Origin of the sequence: Gordonia hankookensis, from assembly GCF_014673215.1 — a bacterium.
Lineage (GTDB): Bacteria > Actinomycetota > Actinomycetes > Mycobacteriales > Mycobacteriaceae > Gordonia > Gordonia hankookensis.
Window position 1 is genome coordinate 793,360 of sequence record NZ_JACWMS010000001.1, and the last position, 18,637, is coordinate 811,996.

At 66.9% G+C, this 18,637-nt stretch carries 16 protein-coding genes; 3 read left to right on the forward strand and 13 right to left on the reverse strand.

All coding sequences use genetic code 11. From position 1 onward, the window contains the following. Positions 1-11 precede the first annotated feature (11 nt). A complete protein-coding gene (gene secA / locus IDF66_RS03780) occupies positions 12-2,846 on the reverse strand; it encodes a preprotein translocase subunit SecA (protein ID WP_190265777.1) in 2,835 nt (944 codons plus the stop codon). A gap of 167 nt (positions 2,847-3,013) precedes the next feature. Continuing rightward, positions 3,014-3,829 carry a ribosome hibernation-promoting factor, HPF/YfiA family gene (gene hpf / locus IDF66_RS03785; protein WP_164308762.1) on the reverse strand — a complete coding sequence of 272 codons (816 nt, stop codon included), beginning with the start codon at positions 3,827-3,829 and terminating at the stop codon, positions 3,014-3,016. A gap of 532 nt (positions 3,830-4,361) precedes the next feature. Here hpf and IDF66_RS03790 point away from each other — a divergent pair. Continuing rightward, the gene (locus IDF66_RS03790; RefSeq protein ID WP_203588667.1) at positions 4,362-5,057 is read left to right on the forward strand and encodes a ComF family protein; all 696 of its coding nucleotides are present in this window, start codon (positions 4,362-4,364) and stop codon (positions 5,055-5,057) included. A gap of 51 nt (positions 5,058-5,108) precedes the next feature. On the opposite strand, the gene lpqB is transcribed toward IDF66_RS03790, so the two are convergent. The 3 genes from lpqB to mtrA are packed head-to-tail and all read right to left on the reverse strand — an operon-like array spanning position 5,109 to position 9,287. After that, positions 5,109-6,821: an MtrAB system accessory lipoprotein LpqB gene (lpqB, locus tag IDF66_RS03795; protein WP_317628615.1), complete on the reverse strand. Its 1,713-nt coding sequence runs from the start codon at positions 6,819-6,821 to the stop codon at positions 5,109-5,111. A gap of 49 nt (positions 6,822-6,870) precedes the next feature. Further along, positions 6,871-8,613, reverse strand: coding sequence for an MtrAB system histidine kinase MtrB (gene mtrB / locus IDF66_RS03800; protein WP_317628578.1), 1,743 nt, complete (start codon positions 8,611-8,613; stop codon positions 6,871-6,873). Further along, positions 8,610-9,287 (reverse strand): MtrAB system response regulator MtrA, encoded by a 678-nt coding sequence (gene mtrA / locus IDF66_RS03805; protein WP_004023513.1) that lies wholly within the window; start codon positions 9,285-9,287, stop codon positions 8,610-8,612. Before mtrA ends, mtrB begins: the two co-directional genes overlap by 4 nt. A gap of 106 nt (positions 9,288-9,393) precedes the next feature. Between mtrA and IDF66_RS03810 the strand changes: the two genes are divergently transcribed. Beyond that, entirely contained in the window at positions 9,394-10,029 is a 636-nt protein-coding gene (locus IDF66_RS03810) for a dTMP kinase (protein ID WP_190265779.1), read from the forward strand. An 80-nt stretch (positions 10,030-10,109) separates the two neighbouring features. After that, positions 10,110-11,009: an Rv0361 family membrane protein gene (locus IDF66_RS03815; protein ID WP_190265780.1), complete on the forward strand. Its 900-nt coding sequence runs from the start codon at positions 10,110-10,112 to the stop codon at positions 11,007-11,009. A gap of 144 nt (positions 11,010-11,153) precedes the next feature. Here IDF66_RS03815 and ahcY read toward each other — a convergent pair whose 3' ends face one another. The 8 genes from ahcY to IDF66_RS03855 all read right to left on the reverse strand — a co-directional run bounded on the left by ahcY (position 11,154) and on the right by IDF66_RS03855 (position 18,588). Continuing rightward, a complete protein-coding gene (gene ahcY, locus IDF66_RS03820) occupies positions 11,154-12,620 on the reverse strand; it encodes an adenosylhomocysteinase (RefSeq protein ID WP_164308758.1) in 1,467 nt (488 codons plus the stop codon). 133 nt (positions 12,621-12,753) lie between these two features. Further along, the gene (locus tag IDF66_RS03825; RefSeq protein ID WP_164308757.1) at positions 12,754-14,265 is read right to left on the reverse strand and encodes an amino acid permease; all 1,512 of its coding nucleotides are present in this window, start codon (positions 14,263-14,265) and stop codon (positions 12,754-12,756) included. A 157-nt stretch (positions 14,266-14,422) separates the two neighbouring features. Further along, a complete protein-coding gene (locus IDF66_RS03830; RefSeq protein WP_190265781.1) occupies positions 14,423-15,346 on the reverse strand; it encodes a cation diffusion facilitator family transporter in 924 nt (307 codons plus the stop codon). Between the two features lie 191 nt (positions 15,347-15,537). Next, on the reverse strand, positions 15,538-15,840 hold the full coding sequence (locus tag IDF66_RS03835) for a WXG100 family type VII secretion target (RefSeq protein ID WP_164308755.1): 303 nt from the start codon (positions 15,838-15,840) through the stop codon (positions 15,538-15,540). A 54-nt stretch (positions 15,841-15,894) separates the two neighbouring features. Next, a complete protein-coding gene (locus IDF66_RS03840; protein WP_164308754.1) occupies positions 15,895-16,227 on the reverse strand; it encodes a WXG100 family type VII secretion target in 333 nt (110 codons plus the stop codon). A gap of 124 nt (positions 16,228-16,351) precedes the next feature. Further along, positions 16,352-17,173, reverse strand: a complete 822-nt coding sequence (locus IDF66_RS03845; RefSeq protein ID WP_203588668.1) for an ESX secretion-associated protein EspG — start codon at positions 17,171-17,173, stop codon at positions 16,352-16,354. A gap of 1 nt (position 17,174) precedes the next feature. After that, positions 17,175-18,215, reverse strand: a complete 1,041-nt coding sequence (locus tag IDF66_RS03850; protein ID WP_164308752.1) for a PPE domain-containing protein — start codon at positions 18,213-18,215, stop codon at positions 17,175-17,177. A gap of 58 nt (positions 18,216-18,273) precedes the next feature. Beyond that, a complete protein-coding gene (locus IDF66_RS03855) occupies positions 18,274-18,588 on the reverse strand; it encodes a PE family protein (RefSeq protein ID WP_164309336.1) in 315 nt (104 codons plus the stop codon). Between the last annotated feature and the right edge of the window lie 49 nt (positions 18,589-18,637).

Consider the following 18,637-nt stretch of genomic DNA (forward strand, 5'->3'; position numbering starts at 1 on the left):
ACGACATCGTGTCAGCGGCGCTTCTTCTTGGACTTCGGCGGCTTGGCGCGGCTGCTGCCCTTCGAGTTCTCACGTGCAGCGGCACGACGCTCACGACGGCTCGCCGAGACCAGCGCCGGGTCCTCGTGTTCCTCTTCTTCGGAATGGGTCTCGGTTCCGCCACCCTCGGACGGGCCCGAATACGTCATCGGGACCTCGGGCTGCTCGACGCCCACCGCACGCAGCGCGGCCGGGGCCTCCTGCTCACCGCCGACCGGTGGGGGCGCAGCACCGTTTCCGGCACCCGCCAACGCCGGCGCGACGGCCGGTGCCGGTGTCGGCACAGCGGCCGGCGCCGCCTGCTCGGTCTGCACCTGGACGTTGTAGAGGAACTGCAGCGTCTCCTCCTTGAGCCCCTCGAGCATTCCGCTGAACATGTCGAAGCCCTCGCGCTGGTACTCCACGACCGGATCGCGCTGGGCCATCGACCGGAGGTGGATGCCCTCGCGGAGGTAATCCATCTCGTAGAGGTGGTCCTGCCATTTGCGGTCGAGGACCGTCAGCAGGATGGTGCGCTCGAGCTGGCGCATGGCACCGTCGCCCGCGATCTCCTCGATCTCGGTCTCGCGCGTCTCGTAGGCCTTGTGCGCATCGCTCACCAGGACCTCTTTGAGCTCGTCGGCGTCGACGTCGTCGCGCTCGCCGAACTCGTTCTCTCCGACGACCTGCTTGGGATCGAGGTCGATCGGATAGAGCGTGCTCAAGGCCTTCCAGAGCTCGTCGAGGTCCCAGTCCTCGGCATAGCCATCGGCGGTGGCACCCTCCACATAGGCGCCGACCACATCGTCGATCATGGTCTGCACCTCGGCCCGGTGATCCTCACCCTCGAGGATGGTGCGGCGCTCGCCGTAGATGACCTTGCGCTGCTCGTTCATCACCTCGTCGTACTTGAGGACGTTCTTGCGGACCTCGAAGTTCTGCTGCTCGACCTGGGTCTGCGCGCTCCGGATGGCCTTGGTGACCATCTTCGCCTCGATCGGCACGTCGTCGGGCAGGTTCACGCGGTTCATGATCGACTCGAGCGCCGCACCATTGAACCGCCGCATCAGCTCGTCACCGAGTGAGAGGTAGAACCGGGATTCGCCCGGGTCGCCCTGGCGACCCGAACGTCCGCGCAACTGGTTGTCGATACGGCGCGATTCGTGACGCTCGGTGCCCAGAACGTAGAGACCGCCTGCCGCCTTGACCTCCTCGGCCTCCTCGGCTGCGGCAGCACGGGCGACCTCGATGGCCTCCGGCCACGCCTGCTCGTACTGGTCCGGGGTGTTGACCGGGTCGAGTCCCGCCTTACGCAGCCGGGCATCGGCGATGATGTCCGGGTTGCCGCCGAGCACGACGTCGGTACCACGACCGGCCATGTTGGTGGCCACCGTCACCGCACCGGTACGACCCGCCTCGGCGATGATCTGCGCCTCTTGCTCGTGGAACTTCGCGTTCAGCACGTTGTGCGGGATGCCACGCTTGGTGAGCTGGCGCGACAGGTATTCCGACCGCTCGACGCTGGTGGTACCGATGAGGACCGGCTGGCCCTTCTCGTGGCTCTCGGTGATGTCGTCGACGACGGCGTCGAACTTGGCCTCTTCGGTCTTGTAGATGAGGTCGACCTGGTCCTTGCGGACCATCGGCTTGTTGGTCGGGATGGGCAGCACACCCAGCTTGTAGATCTGGTCGAACTCCGCGGCCTCGGTCTCGGCCGTACCCGTCATCCCGGCAAGCTTGTCGTACATGCGGAAGTAGTTCTGGAGCGTGATCGTCGCCAGGGTCTGGTTCTCGGCCTTGATCTCGACGTGTTCTTTCGCCTCGATCGCCTGGTGCAGACCTTCGTTGAACCGACGTCCGTCCAGCACGCGACCGGTGAACTCGTCGACGATGAGGACTTCGCCGTTGCGGACGATGTAGTCCTTGTCCTTGTAGAAGAGTTCCTTGACCTTGATCGAGTTGTTGAGGTAACTCACCAACGGCGAATTGGCGGCCTCGTACAAGTTGTCGATGCCGAGTTGGTCCTCGACGAACTCGACGCCTGCCTCGTGCACACCGATCGTCTTCTTCTTGATGTCGACCTCGTAGTGCACGTCCTTCTCGAGCAGCGGAGCGATCCTGGCGAACTCGGTGTACCACTTGCTCGACCCCTCGGCGGGCCCCGAGATGATCAGCGGCGTGCGCGCCTCATCGATGAGGATCGAGTCGACCTCGTCCACGATCGCGTAGTTGTGGCCGCGCTGGACCAGGTCGGGCAACGAATGCGCCATGTTGTCGCGCAGGTAGTCGAAGCCGAATTCGTTGTTGGTGCCGTAGGTGATGTCGGCGCCATAAGCCTCGCGACGCTGGTCGGAGTTCATCCCGGTGAGGATCACCGCGGTGTCGAGTCCGAGGAAGCGGTGCACGCGACCCATCCACTCGGAGTCACGTTTGGCGAGGTAGTCGTTGACGGTGACGACGTGGACGCCGTCGCCCGAGAGCGCGTTGAGATAGGCGGGCAGCACGCAGGTCAGGGTCTTGCCCTCACCGGTCTTCATCTCGGCGATGTTGCCGTAATGCAGCGCCGCGCCACCCATGATCTGGACATGGAAGTGCTTCTGCTCGAGCACGCGCCAGGCGGCCTCGCGGGCGACCGCGAAGGCCTCGGGGAGCAGCTCGTCCAGGGACGCGCCGTCGGCGTGTCGCTCCTTGAACTCGTCGGTCTTGGCGCGCAACTCGGCGTCCGTCAGTGCCTCGACCTCGTCGGACAGGCTCTCGACATGCGATGCGATCGCACCGAGTCGCTTGACCATCCGGCCTTCGCCGACGCGTAGCAGCTTGTTCAGCACCGTGGATCGAGTCCCTAACTCTTGTCGACTACACACGAAATCCGGCCCGCAACCTGCACAGGCCGGATTCCATGGTACTCAGCTTGTCTTAGTACAACCTGATCGGTGCCCCGATCAGGTTGTACGTCGTCATCCTCGGCGAGGGCCACGGCCCTCGGGGTGTCGGCTCAGGCCAGACGGATCAATCCGTAGTCGAAGGCGTGGCGCCGATAGACCACCGAAGGCTTGTCGCTCTCCTTGTCGTGGAACAGGAAGAAGTCGTGGCCGACGAGTTCCATCTCGTAGAGGGCGTCGTCGACCGACATCGGGATCGCCTCGTGTTCCTTGACGCGCACCACCTGGCCCGGGTCGTGATACTCCACGCCGTCGTCCCAGGAGTCGGCGGTATCGCCGGACCCGGCGTCGGGTTGCGCGCTGAGCTGGTTGTCGCGCAGCAGCGGCGCACCGACCTCGGTCGCCTCGGCGACCGAGAGCGGTCGCCGATTGCCATAGGAGACGCGACGACGGTCCTTCACCCGCCGCAGGCGCGACTCGAGCTTGTCGAGTGCGCCCTCGAGCGCGGCGTAGAAGTTCTCGCCGCACGCCTGCGCGCGGGCCTTGGGGCCCTTGCCGATAGCCGTGATCTCGACTTGCTGACACACCTTGGACTGCCTGCGGTTGCGTTCGTGATTCAACTCGACGTCGAAACGGAAGATGGAGGGGTCGAACCGCTCGAGTCGGGCGAGCTTGTCGCCGACATAGACACGGTAATGATCGGGGATGTCGACGTTGCGGCCGCTCATGGCGACCTTGGCATTGGGTTCGGCAGGTTCGTCGGCATCGACGGTGCCGGGTGGTCGGACGAAGGCGAAACTGGGATCGAATGCCTGGTCGTCGAGGGATGAGGAATCGGGCGAGGCGTCGTGTTCGGAGTCGTTCTCGGGCGGCCGGGCGTCACCGATCTTGGATTCGCGATGGCCTTTGCGGTGGATGACTGTTGACATATACAACTTCCTCCTCTTGATGGTTCCCGGCCGACCACGCGGAAGCTCATCGACGCGACCCGATCTCGACCACCCGTGGTAGTGGCGGCATGGTGCCGCTGGTGGGACCGTCACGCCCGTCGACCGCCAGTTCTCGAGCGTGCCTGCGGGATGGCCGCGGCGTCCCGGGGCGCAAGAACTGTCTGGGCCGACAGCGCGCACGTCGAATCTGTTGTCGCGCTGAGACTTTGTCGTCGGATAGGAATCGTGGCCATGCCAGCCGACGGCTGACACTCAGGAGCAGGGGCCTCACCTCCTCGCGAAAAGCGGCGGCTACCTTCTGTGCCTTCGACGGTAGCCCGAAGTTCGCCTACTGGCCACGTTTCCACGCAACATGAGCGATGTCCGTCGAGGTCGGGCCCGAAGTCCGGATCGGCGTGTACGGCATGTCGGCGGCCGGAACGGTTGTGCACAGATGCGGGATTGTCCACAGGAGGCCAGACCCGGCCCCCGGCGGCGCGTTCGAGGGCCGTGTGCGTGGCACCCTCGAGCCGTGTCCGTCAGCCGCCGCAGCCGACCCGCGGTGACCATCGCCGAGATTGTCCGATCCGGCTCCGATCTCGTCGTCCCACTGGAATGCGGAGGCTGCTCGACCCCCGGCGTCCGATGGTGTTCCGGCTGTGCCGCCACGCTCTCCGACGACCCGGTCGCGTTGAGTCCGCGCGTGGACGTCGGCGTGGACACGTGGGCATTGGGTCGCTATCGCGGCCCCTATCGTGCGGCGCTGATCGCGATGAAGGAACAGGGCAGGCGTGACCTCACGGTGCCGGTGGGCACCGCGTTGGCACGCGGCATCGCGACCCTCGCGCGCTGGGGCGAGCTCCCGGACACCCACGACCTCACCCTGATCCCGGCACCCACACGGCGTTCCTCGGCGCGACGTCGCGGTGGCGACCCGGTCACCGCGTTCGCACGTGTGGCGGCGACCCGACTCGGCGCACGTGTACGCGTCTCGGAGCTTCTCGTCACCACCGCGCGGGCACGCGATTCGGCCGGGCTCGACGCCCGTCACCGAGTCCGCAACCTCTCTGGCTCGATCACGCTGCGCAGGACGCGCACCGCACCGCGCGGCACGATCCTGCTCGTCGATGATGTCCTCACCACGGGCGCCACCGCATCCGAATCGGTTCGCGTCCTGGCGCGCCACGATTGGGCATTGCACGCGGTGATCGTCGTGGCAGGAGCCTGACGAGCCCGGCGGCCACGCGACACCACCGCGCCTCACCCGATCGGGGCCGTATCAGGGCAGGACCGGGATGACGTCGGGAGCCATGGCGGGCTCGACCTCCGTCCAGTACTGGTCGGGCTGACCGTTCGCGCTGCCGAATCGCAGCACTCCGCGGGTATCGCCGGCGTACACCGTGGATTGATCGGCCACGACCGCTCGCACCGGAGGCGAGAGATTGCCGCTGAGCAGGCCGACCGCGGGCGTGCCGTTGATCGAGAGCTGCACGACCGGCGACTCCACCGCATCGCGGGCGACCATCAATGTCGTCGGCGACGCCCAGTCCAGCGAGACCGCACGATTCCCGACGTTGTAGGCCGCGATCCGGGGGCTGGTCAATGAGACCGCCCCCTCGGCGTTTGTCGAGACCACCGCGAACACGACCTGCCCGCCGACGAGCAGCGCCGCACGAACACCGTCGGGCGACACCTGCAGTTCGGTGATCGGCCCGCGCGCGACCGTGGCGATCGATGACGCGTCGACGGTGGTCAGCCGGTCGCTGTCCCCGGACTCCTCACGCACCCACTGGACCGGACGACCATCGATCACCGCCCAGATCGTGTTCTCGTCCGGCCCGAAGGACGGACGGGTGATCGAGTTCCCGGACACCACCGTGCCCATCGCCCCGCCGTACGGACCGATGGCCAGGTCGAGCCGTGGACCCGCGCCACTGTGGGCCAGCGCGGCGGCGACCCGCTGCCCGTCCGCCGAGATGGTCGCCGATCGGACCGCCTGCCCGGTCCCCAACGGGCCTCCCACCGCTACGGTGCCGTTGTCGGTGACCTTGAGCAGGGCGCCGGAGCGGATGATGTTGAGTCCGACGTCGGTGGACGGCACCGCGGTCGGATCAAAGGCCTGCACGTCGGCGGTCTGCCATCCCGAGGCGCGCTCCGGGATCAGCGGGCCACCGTCGGCGTTGATCACGTACGGGCCCCCGATGTCGGCGCCGTCGAGCGTCCAGATGATCTGGGCGGCAAGGACGGTCCGATCGCGAACGGATGCCGAACCGATGCCGGTGAGCTCGACGCGAACACCGCCACCGGACAGCGGTGACACCGGCCCGCGCAACGCGGCGCCGTTCGGGAACCCGCTGTCGACGGCGCCGTCGAGGTCGGCGGCCTGCCCCGCGATGAGGTGATTGATCAGCTCGGTCGGCTCCGATGCCTTGCCGCCGTAGAGCCAGCGCGGGTCCGCCACCAGTCGCTCGAGGCTCCGATCGGTGAAGTAGAGACTCACGGATCGGTAGGTGGCATCGAACTGACTGCGATCGATCATCGTGCCGTTGGGCAGCGGGCCGTCGATCCGCCACTGATCGCCGGAACGTACGAGCGTCAGTGCGGTCTCCACCCGGCCGGTGGCGGGCAGCAACTGACCGTTGGACTTGAGCGTCCCGACGTTGTCGCCGATCAGGCGAAGTCGTACCGCATCCTCGTTGCGCTGGTCGACGAAGACGTTGACCTCGTCGACCACCAGCATGTCGCCCCGGTCGTCCCACTGCTCGGAGGCAGCCGGCGTCAAGAACTTCCGGGCCGCGCGATGACCTTCTTCGGGATCGGCAGTCGCCTTGAGGTACGCGCGTACCAGTGATTCCGGATCCATGTCCGACTGCGGGACCGGGACGGCGTTGGTCGGCGCCTCGCGCTGGAACGCGGTGATCGGTTGTGGCGACGAACTGTTCGGGATCGATCCGCAGGCGCTCAGGATGCAGGTCGTCAGCAGTGCGACCACCAGCGGCCACCGTCGACGACGCCGCGACCTCCGGAAGACGGAGTTCGGATCAGGACGTGGCACCGCCACCTCCCCCGGAATCGTGCTCGACGGCCGGCGACGGGTCGTCGTACTCCATGTCGGCTTCGTTCCGGACCGCGGTGCTCTTCGATGTGCTTCGGGTGAGCGCCGCCGACCTGCCCACACCGCCGACCGGTTTGAGCGGCAACGGGCTGCCGAGTAGTTTGTGCCCCCGCACCAGCGGAAGGGTCAGGCGGAAGCTGGCGCCCTTGCCGGGCTCTCCCCACGCCTCGAGGCGTCCCTGGTGCAACCGGGCGTCCTCGATGCTGATCGCCAGTCCCAGCCCGGTGCCGCCCGAGCGCCGGAAGCGCGACGGATCGGATCGCCAGAACCGGTTGAACACGAGCTTCTCTTCACCTGGACGCAAGCCGATGCCGTGGTCGCGCACGGTCACCGCGACGGCGTCGCCGTCCGACCGCATGGTCAGCGTGACCGGGTTGCGCTCACCGTGGTCGATCGCGTTCGCGAGCAGGTTGCGCAAGATCCTCTCCACGCGCCGGGGGTCGATCTCGGCGATCACCGGCTCGGCAGGCAGATCGAGGACGAGCTCGGTGCCGGTCTCCTCGGCGAGATGGCTGACGGTGGCGAGGGCGCCGTCGATCGGAATCGCCATGTCCATCCGTTCGGCAGCCAGTTCCGCCATGCCCGCATCGTGCCGGGAGATCTCCAGGAGCTCGTTCAGCAACGTCTCGAAGCGATCGAGCTCCTTGTCGAGCAGTTCGACCGAGCGTTTGCGCACCGGGTCCAGTTCGTCGCGGCCCTCGTACAGCACGTCCGAGGCCATCCGGACCGTCGTGAGCGGCGTCCGCAGCTCGTGACTCACGTCGGAGGTGAACTGCCGCTGCAGTCCACCGAACTCCTCGAGATGCGTGATCTGCTTGGAGAGGCTCTCGGCCATGTCGTTGAACGACATGGCAAGTCGCGCCATGTCGTCCTCGCCCCGCACCGGCATTCGTTCCTTGAGCCGGCCGTCGGCGAAGCGCACCGCGATCCGCGACGCGGACCGCACGGGCTGCACCACCTGGCGCGAGACCAGCCAGGCGATGGCGGCCAGCAACCCGAGCAGGACCACGGCGCCGGTCAGGAGTGTGCCGCGGACGAGGTCGACCGTGTTCTGCTCGCTGGTGAGCGGGAACACCAGATACAGCTCCAGGCCGGGTACGGACGCATTGGTCGGGGTGCCCACGACGAGTGCCGGCTCGGTGCCCCCCGACGACGTCGGGATCGAGGTGTACTGATAGGCGACCTGGCCGCCCTGGACCATGTCGCGCAGGTTGTCCGGGATCTCCGTGGCCGGTCCGACCCCGCTGTCGCCACCGTCGTCATCGGTGCCGGGCACCAACAGCACCGTGTCGAAGGTTCCGACGCTGCCGGAGCTGTCGGTGGCGTCCACATCGCGGTCGGTGAGCAGCGACCTGGTCTGCCGGAGCCGGTTCTGGACCGAGGTGTTGCCGTTGCTGCCGCCGAGGTCCCGTTCGACCGAGACGCGCGCCCGTTCCACCTCCTCGGTGGCCGCGGTCAGCTTGACGTCCAGCAGACGATCGGTGATCTGGCTGATCAACACGAAGACGAGGATCAGGATCACGACGAAAGACAGCACCAACGTGGACACCACCACGCGGAGCTGCAGCGATCGTCGCCAGATTCTGCCGAAGGCTCGACCGGCACTGCTCGCGATGCGGGTGATGCGCCCGAAGGTGCTGTTGACGCGGCGGCGAGGTCTCCCGATCACGGCGGGCCGGCCTTGTAGCCGACCCCCCTCACCGTCAGGACCACTTCGGGATTCTCCGGGTCGGTCTCGACCTTCGCTCGCAGACGCTGGACATGCACGTTGACCAGTCTAGTGTCCGCCGGATGGCGATAACCCCACACCTGTTCCAGCAGGACGTCACGGGTGAAGACCTGCCGCGGCTTGCGGGCCAGGGCGACCAGCAGATCGAACTCCAGCGGGGTCAACGAGATGGGCACCCCATCGCGGGTGACCTTGTGCGCGGGCACGTCTATCTCCACCGGACCGATCGACAGCAGCTCGGCGGGCTCCTCGTCGGTGCGACGCAGGCGTGCCCGGACCCGGGCGACGAGTTCCTTCGGCTTGAACGGCTTGACCATGTAATCGTCGGCGCCCGACTCCAGGCCGAGGACCACGTCGACGGTGTCCGACTTCGCCGTGAGCATCACGATGGGCACCCCGGAGTCGGCGCGCAACACGCGGCACACGTCGATGCCGTTCATGCCGGGGAGCATGAGGTCGAGGAGGACGAGGTCCGGCCGGATCTCGCGCACCGCGGTCAGCGCCTGCGTCCCGTCGCCGACCACGAACGGTTCGAAACCTTCACCCCGCAGCACGATGGTCAGCATCTCGGCGAGAGCGGCGTCGTCGTCGACGACGAGGATGCGAGGCTTCATGTTCCCAATGGTGACACTTTCGTGACCCAACCGCGGAGATGACGCGCCGAACCCGCCGCGACGGCCTGGCGGGAGACCGCGGCGCCCGGTCGATACCATCGCCATCGTGGGTCAACTGATTGCGGTCGAGGGTCTCGACGGCGCGGGCAAGAACACACTGGTGACCGCGTTGGTCGACCGGTGGCGCGACAACGGATTGCGCGTCTGGACGTTGACGTTTCCCCGATACGGTGCGTCCGTCACCGCCGATCTGGCCGCCGAGGCCTTGCACGGACGCCACGGCGATCTGCGCGACAGCGTCTATGCCATGGCCCTGATGTTCGCGCTCGACCGCGCGGGTGCCGCCGACGAGATCCGGAAGGCGCTCGGCGAGCACGACATCGTGGTGCTCGACCGTTACGTCGCATCGAACGCCGCCTACAACGCGGCTCGACTCGATCAGGACGCCGACGGGGAGATGGTCAGCTGGGTGACCGATCTCGAGTTCGATCGTTTCGGGCTCCCGGTACCCGATCGCCATGTGCTGCTCGGGGTACCGCCCGAGGTCGCGATGGATCGCGCGGCCCATCGAGCAGCCACCGATTCCACTCGGCCGCAAGATCTCTACGAGCGCGACCGCGACCTGCAGGTCCGCGTCGATTCGGTGTACCGGCAACTGGCCCATGCGCAATGGATGTCACCCTGGGTGGCGACGACCGACGGTGACGTCGAGGAGCTCGTCCGCCGTCTGTCGGCCGAATGAGGATCCGTGCCGATCACCGGGGTTTTCGCTAGCCTGAATTGACCCCACCCGTATGGAGGACGCCGTATTAAGGACGCCGCATGACCCACCAGCCAGCGCAAGGCGGAGGGGCTCACCAAGGTCCCGACCCGGGTACGAACGGTCCACCGTGGTCCGAGGTCGGCGCGGCTGAGCAGAACGGTCCGGCCACCGGCGATTTCCATGCACCCCGGCACGGACAGCCTCCGACCGGTACCTCGCAACCGGGTACGTTCATGCCACCCCCGCAGCACGGGATGCCCACCGGCGGCCACCCGATGCATGCGGCCGTTCCCGGTCCACCGGCGGGAGTGCCACTTCCACCACCATCCGGCCCGTCCGGGTATCCACAGTTCACGCCCGGCAGCTTTCCACCCGGCGGATATCCACCGGGCCCCTATGCGCCCGGCCCGATGCCGGGGATGCCGTTCCCACCACCCCGCCGCCGACAGCACACCGGTGCGATCATCGCCGCCGCCGTCGTCGGCATGCTCGTGGTGGTCGCGGCGGCCGCGCTGTTCGTCACCGCCGCAGTCCGTTCGGTCGACTCGAACGACAACGACGTCGCCGTCAACACACCGACAGCGACCGACGGCCAGCCGCGAACGGGCTCGCCGGGCTCCGGCGGGACCGCCGCCAACCAGGCCGAGATCACCGCCATCCGGTCGGCGATGCAGAACTTTGTCGACGCGGTCAACTCACGCGACGTCGGACGGATTCAGGCGTCGGTGTGCAGCGTGGTGCGCCCGCAGGTCACGCACCCCCTCGACCTCACCGGCAATGTCGTCCTCGACGAGTTGTCTGCGGTCACCGTGACCGGCGACTCCGCCGAGTCGACGGTGAGCACACATCTCGAACTCGGGAACCAGCGGTCGACACCCAAGCAGAATGCCGAGAGCTTCACCCGCGAGAACGGCACCTGGTTCGTGTGCCCCGGCGCCGAACCCGATATCGGGACGTAGCCCCCTCCGTCGATAGCAACCGACTTCGCGTCGAGGGCAACACGTTTCGTGCCCGGGGCAACACGTTTCATGCCGCGGGCAACCACAGATACGCCGACAGCACCCGGGTCCGAAGGGAACCTGGGTGCTGTCGGGTTGCGGCTGTCAGTAGCGGTAGTGCTCAGGCTTGTACGGCCCTTCGACATCGACGTTGATGTACTCGGCCTGTTCCTTCGTCAACTTGGTGAGAGTGCCACCGAGCGCCTCGACGTGGATGCGCGCGACCTTCTCGTCCAGATGCTTGGGCAGCCGGTAGACCTCGTTGTCGTACTCGTCCTTCTTGGTCCACAGCTCGATCTGGGCGATCACCTGATTCGAGAAGCTGTTGCTCATCACGAACGACGGATGCCCGGTTGCGTTGCCCAGGTTCAGCAGTCGCCCCTCGGACAGCACGATGATCGACTTGCCGTTCTCGAAGATCCACTGATCGACCTGCGGCTTGACGATGATCCGCTTGGCTCCGGAGCCTTCCAGTCCGGCCATGTCGATCTCGTTGTCGAAGTGGCCGATGTTGCCGAGGATCGCCTGGTTCTTCATCGCCCGCATGTGCTCGAGAGTGATGATGCCGAGGTTGCCCGTGGACGTGATGACGATGTCCGCGTTGCCGATCGCCTCCTCGACGGTGACCACGTCGAATCCGTCCATCAGCGCCTGCAGCGCGTTGATCGGGTCGATCTCGGTGACCTGGACCCGGGCACCCTGCCCGGCCAGCGACTCTGCGCAGCCCTTGCCGACGTCGCCATATCCACAGATGAGGACCTTCTTGCCACCGATGAGAACGTCGGTGCCGCGGTTGATCCCGTCGATCAGGGAGTGGCGGGTGCCGTACTTGTTGTCGAACTTCGACTTGGTGACCGAATCGTTGACGTTGATGGCCGGGAAGGTGAGCTCGCCTGCCGCCGCGAACTGGTACAGGCGCAGGACACCGGTGGTGGTCTCCTCGGTGACGCCCTGGACCGACTCGGCGATGGTCGACCACTTGGACTTGTCGGCCTCGAAGCTCGTGCGCAGGAGTTCCAGGAAGACCTTGTACTCGGCCGAATGATCGTCATCGGCGGGCGGCACGAGGCCTGCCTTCTCGAACTCAGCGCCGCGCAGCACGAGCATGGTGGCGTCGCCGCCGTCGTCGAGGATCATGTTCGCCGGCTGATCGGGCCAGGTGAGCATCTGCTCGGCTGCCCACCAGTACTCCTCGAGGGTCTCGCCCTTCCACGCGAAGACCGGCACGCCCTTCGGCTCATCCGGTGTGCCGTGGGGCCCGACGACGATCGCCGCCGCCGCATGATCCTGCGTCGAGAAGATGTTGCACGACGCCCACCGCACCTCTGCGCCGAGGGCGACCAGGGTCTCGATGAGCACGGCGGTCTGGACCGTCATGTGCAGCGAGCCCGAGATGCGGGCGCCCTTGAGCGGCAGCACGTCCGCATTCTCACGCCGCAGCGACATCAGGCCCGGCATCTCGTGTTCGGCGAGCTCGATCTCCTTGCGGCCGAAGTCCGCGAGGGACAGGTCGGCCACCTTGAAGTCGATCCCGTTGCGGCTGTCGGCGTGCAATGCCTGCGCAGTCGTCATGTGATCCCCTTGTCGTTCGCTGTCGGGCACTGCTCGTGCAGTGCGGAAGGCGTTCGACTCAGGCTATCGGACCCGGTCCGGCGGGCCGCCACCCTACCGGCGTGACCGGTCGGGTGAGAGGTGTCGGGCGTCGCTATCGCCCTTCTTCGGTCCCCACCGGATCGGCGATCTCACCGCGCTCCCGTTTGCCGACCATCGAATGGCGCTGGCCATAGAGGAAGTAGACGGCCACACCGATCACCATCCAGACGACGAACCGGATCCAGGTGAGGGCCGAGAGGTTCAGCATCAGCCACAGACACGCGAGGATCGCCAATACCGGGATCACCGGACCGCCCGGCACGGTGAAGCCCCGGTCGAGGTCTGGCCGGGTCCGGCGCAGCACCATCACGCCGCCGGCCACCACGATGAAGGCGAACAGGGTGCCGACGTTCACCATCTCCTCGAGCTTGTCGATCGGGAAGAACCCGGCGACGATGGCGACCACGACACCGATGAGGATCGTCAGGCGGGCGGGTGTCCCGAACCGGGGATGGGTCTTCGACATCGCACGCGGCAGGAGGCCGTCGCGGCACATCGCGAACAGAATGCGCGACTGACCGAGCATCAGGACCATCACGACCGTTGTCAGGCCCGCGAGCGCTCCGATGGCGATAACCTTCTCCGCCCAGGTCACCCCGTTCAGCGCAAAGGCGTCCGCGAGATTCGCCGCGTCGCCGTCTTCGGTGGTGGCGAGCTGCTTGTAGCTGACCATGCCGGTCACCACGATCGTGACGAGAACGTAGAGCACCGTCACGATGGCCAGCGAGCCGAGGATGCCGCGCGGGACATCCTTTCTCGGGTTCTTGGTCTCCTCCGCGGTGGTCGCGACGACGTCGAACCCGATGAACGCGAAGAACACGATGGACGCGGCGGCCAGCACGCCGTACCAGCCATAGGAACTGTCCCCACCACCGGTGAGGAGCGAGAACAGGGTGGAGTCCACGGACTTCTCGGTGCCGGCACCGTGCTCCGCCGGAGGCACGAACGGCGTGTAGTTGTCGGCCTTGACGTAGAAGAAGCCCACGATGATCACCATCAGGACCACGGCGACCTTGATCGCGGTGATGATCGCCGACACCTGCGACGACAACCTCGTCCCGAGGACAAGCAGCGTCGTCACGATGGCGATGATGACCATCGCGCCCCAGTCGACGTCGTGTCCCCCGATGTCGACGGTGCCGCCGGCGAACCCGAACACGCTGCCGAGATAACTGGACCAGCCCTTGGCCACCACCGCGGCGCCGACCGCGAACTCCAGGATGAGATCCCACCCGAGGATCCACGCCAAGAACTCGCCGAACGTGGCGTAGCCGAAGGTGTAGGCCGAACCGGCAACCGGGACCGTCGAGGCGAACTCGGCGTAGCAGAGCGCGGCGAGCGCGCAGGCGATCGCCGCCATCACGAACGACACCGAGATGGCCGGACCGGCCTTGTCGCCGGCGATAGAGGCGGTGATGGTGAAGATGCCTGCACCGATCACCACCGACACACCGAAGACGACCAGGTTCCAGGCGGAGAGATCCTTCCGGAGTCTGTGCTCCGGTTCATCCGTGTCGGCCATCGACTGCTCGATGGTCTTCCTGCGGGTGAGCGGATTGGCCATCCGATGGACCTCCCGTTACCCGAGCCGGCGACAGGATCGCTGCCCGACTCGATCGTCGCGAACGTCTGGTGAAGCGATTGCCTACGCTAGCCCACAGTCACGGGAGACGCGGCACGAATGCCGGTTCGCGTGTCCCGTCTGGCGGTCGCCGTGGTTCTCAGTTCCCGGTGCCGCGGTCGATGTCGGGTTCGAGATAGATGACCCGCGCCTGCGGCACCGCCGAACGCACCCGGACCTCGGCCGCATCGATCGTGTGCGCGACAGTGATGGCGTCGGCGCCCGCCGGAATGGCGATCTTCGCGGCGACGAGAAGTTCCTCGGGCCCGAGGTATTGGGTCTTCATGTGGATGACTCGGTCGACGCCGGCTGCGGCCAGTGCCGTCAACAACGCCTGTTCCTCGTCCTCGGTCGCCCCTTCGCCGATCAGCAGGCTCTTCATCTCCACGATCAGGACGGTGGCGATGACACCGAGCAGGACGCCGATGGCCAGGGTGCCGATGCCGTCCCACACCGCGTCTCCGGTCAGCATCGTGAGTCCGACACCGGCCAGCGCGAGCGCCAGGCCGATCAGTGCGCCGGAGTCTTCGAGCAGCACCACCGGCAACTCGGGCGACCGTGAATTGCGGATGAAGCGCCACCAGCTCGCCTTGCCCTTCAAGGGCTTCGATTCACGGTAGGCGGTGGTGAAGCTGTATCCCTCGAGGCAGATGGCCAACCCCAGGATGATGACCGCCACGAGCGGCGACTCGAGATCGTGGTCATGGGCATGCTGGATTTTGTGGATGCCCTCGTAGATCGCGAACAGCGAGCCCAGGCTGAACAACACCAGGGCGACGACGAAGGAGTAGAAATAGCGGCTGCGCCCATACCCGAAAGGGTGCAGCCGGTCTGCCTTCTTCTCGGCGCGCTGCTGGCCCAGCAGGAGAAGCCCCTGGTTCGACGTGTCCGCGACCGAATGCACCGCCTCCGCGAGCATCGACGACGACCCGGTGATCAGGAACCCGACGAACTTCGCCAAGGCGATACCGGCATTGGCCAGCAGCGCGGCGATGATCGCCCGCTTGGAGCCCTCGACTGACACGTTGTTCTCCTTGGTTCGCGCGGCCGACCACGCAACTGTCGACTGTCAGACGGCCCGGACGGACTGTACCGATTTGTCGGTTTCGGCGAGAACTGAACCCCACCGAGACAGGCCCTTCGAGGAAATGAGCCTGTAGAAAAATGACCAAGGGGCCACCGAGCGCCGGTGGCCCCTTGTACGTGATCCGTCGGTCAGAAGGTGCCCTTGAAGGTGTTGCCGATCGACCTGTCGGTCTCGCCCATGCGATCCGAGGCGTTCTGCACACCTCGGCCCAGTCCGTTGAGCTGCTCGCGCGCCTGGCCGAACAGGGTGTCCCACCGGGCTTGGGCGTCCTGGTAGTGAGCGGCGGCGTCGGGTGATGTCCAGTTGCCCTGCAGCTGGTGGACCTGCCGCTTGAGCTGGCCGGCGAGCTGCTCGAGGGCATTGAACTGCTGGTGGATGTTGCCCGACAGATCACCGAGATTGCCGTGGTCGTAACTGATCGCGCCTGTCATGATGTCTCCTTGAGAGTGGTTTGGACGGTTGGTCGACGGTGTGCGCTGCCCGGATCAGATCCTCAGGCCACCGTCGATGCTCGCGGTGATCGCCTGTCCCACACTGTGGTCGAGATCCTCGTAGCCGCTGAAGCCGCTGGTCAGATTGTTCTCGATCTCCTGGAGGATGGCCTGCAGTTTGGCTGCCGATCCCTGCCAGTCGCTGCTGGTGTTGCCGAATGCGACCTGCGCGATGCCCTTCCATCCGACCTGGCCGTTCTCGGTGTGGCCCTGGATCGATCGCAGGATTCCCTGCATCTCGTTCACGATCTGGCTGATCGCCTTTGCGGACGCGTGTGCGTCGCCCAGATCGACTTTGACCACACCGTGGCCGCCTGGTTCGGTCATGTTGTGTCTCCTTCTGTGTTACGGCACCGCACGGCGATGCCCCGTTGGTATCCGAATAGAGCGGCCCGCTCGCGGTGCTCCCGGCGCCGATGACACAGATACCCTGACAATTCCCCCGCCCGGGTCATGGCATCCACCGTCCCTCGGGCAAGGTCTCGATCAGCAGGCCGATGGCCTGACCGATGCGATGTCCACTGCCCGGGGAGAGGGTGGTCCACACCCGCCCGTCCGGAGACTTGCTGGGACTGGCGACGATTCGACCCCGATCGGTGTCGAAAACTGCCAGTGCACCAGAAGATTGGGCGCAGGCACCCCCGGTCCAGGAGACCGCGACGATCTCCGATCGGGCGTGACAGCTCATGAGCGCCGATGCCATCGCGATGGCATCAGAACTCGGAGCGCCGAGCGCGTGCAGTGCGTCGGCGGTGTCGTTCGAGTTCCGACAGTGGGCGAGGCGCGTCGCCAGTTCATCTGCCGGAGCGCTGAATCCGGCGATGTCGGCACCGACCGCCTCGCCGAACTCCCGAGCCACGATGGCCCCCAGCTCGGTTGCCTGGGTCACCGCCGGCCGCCCGATCTCGATGCGTGATCCCTCACGACGAGCGAGCACATGGTCGTGCCCGTTGCGCGCCAAGCAGATCCGCTGAATCCCGCCGGTCGGACCCGGACTGGCCGGCATGGTCCGGATCTCGAGCTGACGCTCGGGCGCGGACAGCACTCGCAGTGCGGCGGCGAGCCACCCCGTCGGCTCACCGCCGTCGAGGAGCCCGAGTTCACCGATCGTCTGGTCCGCACCCACGGTGGCAGCAGCGTGATCGTCGAAATCCGAGTGAGCAGCCCACAGGTCCAACACGACCGGCCAGGTCTGTACACCCGCGCGTTCGCCGAGTCGCCTCAGGACGTCCACGTCGAGCGTGACCCGCTCCTGGGATGTCACACCGTGCACGTCAGCCTCCCCGACGCTGGTCGAGGGAGAGGGTCTCGGTGAGATATCGCGGGTCGAGTGACCGCGCTCCGGCATCCGAGACATGGTGCGCAGCAGGTTGTTCGGCGACCGCGAGCTCGGCCCATGTGGACGAGGACCGCTCGTCGGCCGCCGACGCCGACGGACCATGCGAGTCGTCGGTCTGCTCCGAGACCATCGGCCCGCGCGCGACGGCACGTTCCGTCGCGGCCGCTGCCGGGTGCGTGGCCATCGGCCCCATCGGGGTGTTCGACGCCGGGGACCCGGACGGTGTGGTCGCCGCCGGAACGGGCGTGCCACCACCGGCCCCGCCGGCGAGGATCGTCGGCGCGTAGCCGGTCTTCTCCGGCGGCGGCGCGACACCACCCATGGGTATGCCGCCCATCGAGACTGGCGCCGACACCGTCGAAGGCGCCGGATGTGTGGCCGCACGTGCCGCCGCCTGCCGCGCGGCGCGCTCAGCCCCCAGCGGACCCGCGGACACGAGATCAGGAGCAGGCCGGGAGTCTGTCCACGGGCGCGCCGCAGATTCGGTGGCGGCCTCGTAGGTCTCCATCACGCGCGCAGCCCGCAATTTCTGGTCGTGCAGCGCACGCTCGGCATGTGCGGCAGCACCGACGAGGGCCGGTGCGAGCGCACTGACGACCGTGGCCGCGTGCATCGCCTTCTCGGCGACGTCGACCTCGACGATGTTCGGCATGGTCAGGCGGGCCACCGTGACCGCCGCCGCCTGACCTTCCGCACGCCCGGCATTGCGACCGGCCGCGGCGGCCGTCTCGGCGAACCAGGGTGCGAGTCGCGTCAGCTTCTCGAACGCCGCGCTGGTGTGCGGTGATCGCCAGTTCAGCCCGAGCGCGGCCAGGATCGAGCCGTACTCGGTGGCCGCGGACGCCAACTCGGCGGACACCGTGCCCCAGGCGAGGCCGGCATCCGTCAGGGGCCCGGGGCCGGGGCCGTCGCCGAGGTCGAAGGCGAGCTTCTCGGTGGGACGTGCGTCCCAGATGACTCCGGTGAAGCCGGTCAACTCACGCTCCTCTCGTCGATCGTCGGATCGGATGGCCAGATCTGCATCGGCCGTGGCGTCAGGCGTTCGCGCTCCGGATCACGGATGCCGCGTCGTCGTCGCCCGCCCGGTACCCGGTCGACTGAGCGCGCAGCACCGCGGCGATCTTGCGGAGTTCCTCGACCCCGCGGGCGGAGTCCGAGGCGAATGTCTCGGCCACCGCGTTGAAACTCCTGGCCGATGTCTCCGACACCTCGTCCCGGCCGGCGGCGTGCACGGTCAGCGCAGGCGCGGCCGCTCCCAGTGACTGCTCGAGCCGATCAGCGAGCCGGTCGAGACGCCCGGCCGCCGAGATCAGTTCTGCCGGGTCGACATCGAGCTGCGCGTCAGTCATCTCGCCGGTCATGTGTCCTCGTTCCGGTCGGTGTTCTGGTCGTGGTCAG